Source organism: Segeticoccus sp., from assembly GCF_035708005.1.
This window is the reverse complement of sequence record NZ_DASSTI010000021.1, coordinates 1-4,615: the sequence shown is the minus strand read 5'-3', so window position 1 is coordinate 4,615 and position 4,615 is coordinate 1. Positions and strand designations below refer to the sequence as shown.

3 protein-coding genes and 1 pseudogene are annotated in these 4,615 nt (G+C 70.2%); 2 read left to right on the top strand and 2 right to left on the bottom strand.

All coding sequences use genetic code 11. The features are described 5' to 3' along the window. Positions 1 to 106 precede the first annotated feature (106 nt). Positions 107 to 361, top strand: coding sequence for a hypothetical protein (locus VFL99_RS02165; protein ID WP_325104681.1), 255 nt, complete (start codon positions 107 to 109; stop codon positions 359 to 361). A 50-nt stretch (positions 362 to 411) separates the two neighbouring features. Here VFL99_RS02165 and VFL99_RS02160 read toward each other — a convergent pair whose 3' ends face one another. Both VFL99_RS02160 and VFL99_RS02155 read right to left on the bottom strand, forming a co-directional pair. Continuing rightward, positions 412 to 1,512 (bottom strand): sensor histidine kinase, encoded by a 1,101-nt coding sequence (locus tag VFL99_RS02160; protein WP_325104680.1) that lies wholly within the window; start codon positions 1,510 to 1,512, stop codon positions 412 to 414. A 2-nt stretch (positions 1,513 to 1,514) separates the two neighbouring features. Further along, positions 1,515 to 2,183: a response regulator transcription factor gene (locus VFL99_RS02155; protein ID WP_325104679.1), complete on the bottom strand. Its 669-nt coding sequence runs from the start codon at positions 2,181 to 2,183 to the stop codon at positions 1,515 to 1,517. A 344-nt stretch (positions 2,184 to 2,527) separates the two neighbouring features. Between VFL99_RS02155 and VFL99_RS02150 the strand changes: the two are divergent. Further along, a pseudogene (locus tag VFL99_RS02150) lies at positions 2,528 to 4,615 on the top strand (hypothetical protein); the annotation flags it as partial.

Below are 4,615 nucleotides of genomic sequence, written 5' to 3'. Positions count from 1 at the left end.
GCGAAACCAGTGCAAGAAGTGAGCATTCCGAGCGGACCTGTTGCTGTAATGCTCTGGGCACCGGCAACTGGCCCGCCGTGACAGTCGACGTGGGGAGGAGACGGCCGTGCGTTCGATGCGCTGGTCCTCGTTGTGGGTGATGGCTCTCGGCGTCCTGCTGGTCGTCGCCAGCGGCGGCCCCGCCCTCGCCGCGCACCGCAACCCGGGGAGTCCCGGCACCTTCCAGCCCCACGACACCACGTCGTATGCCGTCACGCACGGACCCAGCGCGCTGCACGGCTTGCTCGTGTGGCTGGCCGGGCTCGGCGCGTTCCTCGTCGTGGGCGGCACGTACCGGTGGTACCAGCGCACCCACCGCTGACCGGCCGCTCGGCGTGACCCGCGCCGACTCCGTCGCGGAAACCCGCGGGCTCAGGCCGTCTGTCCCACCGGCCAGGTGGTTGACGTGGGGGCCGCCGGCACCGGCAGGACGTGCGCCGCAGGCGTCGCGGCGGGCAGGACGAGCGTGAGCTCGGCACCGCCCTCCGGCGCTCGGGCCGCCTGCAACCGGTCGCCCCGTCGCTCGACGACCTCGAGGACGATGCCCATGCCGAGGCCCGTCTGGGACAGGGCGTCGCGATCGACCTCGTGGTCCGCGGGGTCGCGGAGCAGGGCCGGGGTGCTGTTGATCCGGTCGGCCTGCTCGTCGGTGAGGCCGGGACCGGAGTCGGCGACGCTCAACCGGACCCACGCCCCACCCGGTTCGCGCAACGACCGGAGCCGCACGACGTCGCCGACCTCCGTGTAGCGCACCGCGTTCTCGATGAGGGTGTCCAGCGCTGCCCGGAGCCGCTCGGGCGAGCCGGGAATGACGCCGCCCGCGGACTGCAGGACCCATTCGCGGTCCGCGACCGTCGACCAGCGGCGCAGGGTCTCGGCGAGCATCGCGTCGAGGTCGACCGGGGTCACGGCGATGTCGCCGTGCACCTGGAAGGCGCGCACCAGTCGGTCGCAGACCCTCGTGAGGCGCTCGAGCTCCTCGGCGACGATCTGCAGCTCCTCGGCCTCGCTGGGATCGCGCGGCCGGGCCCGCAACAGCTCGAGGTAGCCGCGGGAGATCGTCAGGGGTGAGCGCATCTCGTGCGAGCTGCGCCGGGTCAGCAGGTCACGGGCCCGCGCCTCGAGCCGCTCCTGCTCGGAGAGCCAGGTGATCTCCTCGAGGGCCTTCTCCCGGCGACGGACCAGCCACACCATCAGCAGGACGAGCGTCAGCATGAGCGGGATCTCGGCCGTCTCCTCCCACGCGATCACCTCGTTCTGCGCCCGGAGCACGAGCACGAATCCGCTCAGCGCGGTGTAGCCGATCAGCGCCCCGGCGGTCTGCTGGACCGTCCACGGCGCCAGCCCGAAGGAGAGGGCGAACAGGGCGTAGCCGACGTGGTACGGCACCGTCTCCTCGCCCGGGAAGACCCACATGAGGGTGAGGCAGCCGAGGGCGGCGACCACCCAGATCTCGAAGGTTCCGCGACGCATCGTCAGTCCTCGGACAAGCAGTACCCGACGCCCCGGACCGTTTCGATCGGGACCTCACGGCCGAACTTCCCGCGCAGCCGTCGGATGCAGACCTCGAGCACGTTGCTGCCGGGGTCGAAGTCGAGGCCCCAGACGTCGTGCAGCAGTTCCTCGCGCGTGCACACGTGCCCGCGCCGGCGCATGAGGTGGGCGAGCAGCACGAACTCGCGCTCGGTGAGGGTGACCTTGCGGCCGTCCACCAGGGCGCGGCGACGGTCGAGGTCGAGCAGTATGCCGGCCGCCTCCAGCCGGTTGGCGGCCGGGCTCGGTCGGTGGGTCGCCAGGTTGCGGCGGACGCGCGCCATGAGCTCGGCGATGCTGAACGGCTTGGCCACCACGTCGACCGCGCCCCGGTCGAGCGCCTCGACCCGCGCGCCGACCTCGGTCACGCCGGAGATGACGATGACCGGGATCTCGTCCTTCTGCTCCCGGAGCGCGCTGAGGACGTTCAACCCGCTCCCTCCCGGCATGACGAGGTCGAGCAGCACGAGGTCGATCCCGCCGTCTCGCAGGCGGTCGAGTGCCGCCTCTCCGTTCACGGCGCTCACGACCGAGTGCCCCAGCGAGGACAAGGTGCGCGACAGCAGCGTCCTGATCCGCTCCTCGTCGTCGACCACCATCACGGTGCTCATGGCATCCCCCTCGACCCTGCCCGGTCCGACGGCTCATTGGACCACCACAGGGGCAGCGGTGACCTCGTTTTCCTCAATCTGTCACCAGGTGCCCGTGCCCAGCCGGCGCGCCTCCACCCGGGGTTCGGAATGGCAGATGACCGGTTCGTGACGAAGCGATGACCGGAACCCGTTCAGGTCGCCGACGAGCCGGTGACAGTTCGCTGAGCGGTCCGTCACGCGGGGCACGCGGTGGCTGGGTGCGGTGCGACCTTCGGGATACCGGCGGGCCTCGGGTGGGGCCCGCCCGACGGATCTTGGAGGCGGTCGTGATCACGTTGTCGAAACACCGACGAGCTGTTCGGATGTTCGTCGCGGCCACCGCGGCGATCGCGGTGGGCGCGACGGTGCAGGTTGCCCCGGCGGTGGGCGCCGCAGCGGCCAGCCGGGTGATGGCCTCCACCGCCGCAGCAGCTTCGCCCGCGGCGGCGCCCACCGCCACGGCCGACCCCGGCAGCATCACGCTCGCGGTGAGTGCCGCCCGCAGCGTCAACACCGGGCCGGGCTTCGAGCACGCGGGTGACGCCATCACGGCATACCACTGGATGGTCAACGTCGACGACACCGGCGACCCGGGCACCGCTGCCAAGCCGCTCTTCGACCAGTGCCTCCCGCCGCGGGTCATGGGCGGTGCCGCGAACGAGGACTACGCCGACACCTGCCCCTGGCCGTCGGTGCGAACCACCTCCGGCCACAGCCCGATCGTGGCGCAGGGCAACCAGGACGACCTCAACGGGAGCAAGGCGCTCACGGACCTGCCGCCGGGCAAGTATCTGATCTCGGTCACCTCGCCCGGCCACAAGATCGACGGCGCCCACTTCACCGTGAAGCCGGGCAGCTCCCAGCGCGTCACGGTGAAGATGAACCCGACGCCGTTGCCGCTCGCCACGATCCGGATCCAGGTGTTCAACGACAACACCCCGGTCGACGGGACCTACGAGATCGGCGCCGAGCAGGGCCTGGCCGGATTCACCGCCAACCTCACCGACGTCCTCGGTCAGGTGAGCACCGACTACTACGGCAACGCCCTCTGCACGGTCTACCAGCACAAGAACGCCGACGGAACCGGCCCCGTGCTCTTCGTCGACGGCAAGCCGGTCATCGACGAGGCCACGTCGACCGGAAAGTGCACCAGCGACGCCAACGGCGAGATCGTCATCCCGAACCTCGGCCCGAACCGCTACGCCGCGACCGTCTCGCCGCCGGCGCCCAAGGCCGGCGAGACCGGCCAGTGGGTCCAGACCACGACCCTCGAGGGCGGCCACGACCACGACATCTGGATCCAGGAGGGCGACACCGGCTACGACAACGAGCTGACGAAGGGCGCCGAGATGGTCCCGTCCGTCCCGTTCGGCTTCGTGCACACCAAGGCGGTCACCGTGCCGGCGAACAACCCGCCGACCGGTGAGGTCAAGGGCGTCGCGATCGCCGGCCTGCCCTACATCGGCGGCCAGAACGGCCAGGTCGTCCCGGAGACCGGCTTCGCCGGCGCCAAGTCGGACGGTCCCATCAACAAGCCGTGGGTTGCCCTCTCCGACCTCAGCCGCGGTGACAACGCCGTCTACGTGGGACGCGGCGAGACGAACGGCTCCTTCGACATCAAGAACGTCCCCGACGGCGTCTACCAGCTGACGATCTGGGACGACGACCAGGATTACATCCTGTGGAGCTTCAACGTCGAGGTCAGCAAGGGCGGCGTCCGCGACGTCGGCAACAAGATGATCGTCGGCTGGTTCACGCACGTGCACGGCACCGTGTTCGTCGACTCCAACGGCAACGGCGAGCGGGACCCCGGTGAGCGGGGGGTGCCCAACTTCACCCTCACCGTGCACGAGCGGGACAACTCGCTGATGGACCAGTACACCAACACCGTCACGACGAACGGCCAGGGCGACTACGACATCAAGGAGACCTACCCGCTCGGCAAGTGGCTGGTGCTGGAGGCGTTCAACACGCGCTACCGCACGACCGGCCTGACCTACCAGGCGGCGAACGAGACGGACCCGACGACGATCCTCGGTGAACTCGTCGACGTCAACTTCCTGCCGATCATCGGCCTGCGCGGTCGGATCGACTGGGGCGTGGAGCCCTACACCGCCAACGAGAACGGCGGCATCGCGGCCACGGTGACCTACGACACGACCCGCAACGAGCTCGACCCGGCGGACGCCGCGACCGAGACGTACCAGCCCGGCATACCGGATGTGCCGGTCCACCTCAACGTGCCCGTCGCCTGCACGGCGACGACCGATGAGGCGAAGGCCAACGAGTGCCGGCAGGGCTGGCAGATCGTGCCCCTGTCGATCGAGAACCCGAAGTACGACCCCAGCGACCCGAACTCGCCGGCGATGATCGAGAACCCGGCCGCGGACCGCGGCGCCTTCGTCAAGGGT